This is a genomic window from Bartonella sp. AA126HLJHH, assembly GCF_042197425.1.
GTDB lineage: Bacteria > Pseudomonadota > Alphaproteobacteria > Rhizobiales > Rhizobiaceae > Bartonella.
Genome location: NZ_JBHIRU010000140.1, coordinates 1 through 572 on the forward strand (window position 1 = coordinate 1; position 572 = coordinate 572).

Genomic DNA, 572 nt, shown 5'->3' on the forward strand with positions numbered 1-572 from the left:
GCCAATTGTTCTTCACTCAAAGCCTCACCAAAAGGGAGATTGTGTGCTTTTGCATAGTCTGCCCCGACATCCAGCAAAGTTTTGACTTGTTCAATGGCATCACTTCCAGGAATAAAGGAACCTTTGCCCAACCCTTGACCGACCAGATCACGCATTTGTTTCTCAATCAGCTGCTTTTCGAAATAAGCATCGCCTAAGAAAAAAATCTCTCTGTCAGGATTGTAACCAATTCTGTTCAAATAATAGGCTGAGCCATAAAATTTGCCGACATCAAGAAATTCTGCTCTAGTTTCATAAATGAAATTTTGATTGGGCAGCGTGCCACCAACCCCACCCGATTGGGGTTTTGGTAAAGGAAGCCCCTCAGCAAGTTCCCCTGCATTATTGAGATCGACTTTTGGTGTAAAGAGAGCGCCAGACCCGGTTAAACCACTTAAGGACTCCAGTGGATTGCCTTCAACTGCTTGTGCTTTAAAATGCGCATCCCCTGTAATCGAACCTTCCGCTGCCGTGTTATTGAGTTGATCGACCACCAGATTTAAAGTGCCGCCCGCTTGGACAAGACCAGGAAC

Annotated in this window: 1 protein-coding gene; it reads right to left on the reverse strand. The window is 45.6% G+C overall.

The genetic code is table 11. The features are described from left to right. The coding region (locus ACFIQC_RS10190) for a hypothetical protein (protein ID WP_375707165.1) at window positions 1-572 on the reverse strand (572 nt) is incomplete at both ends.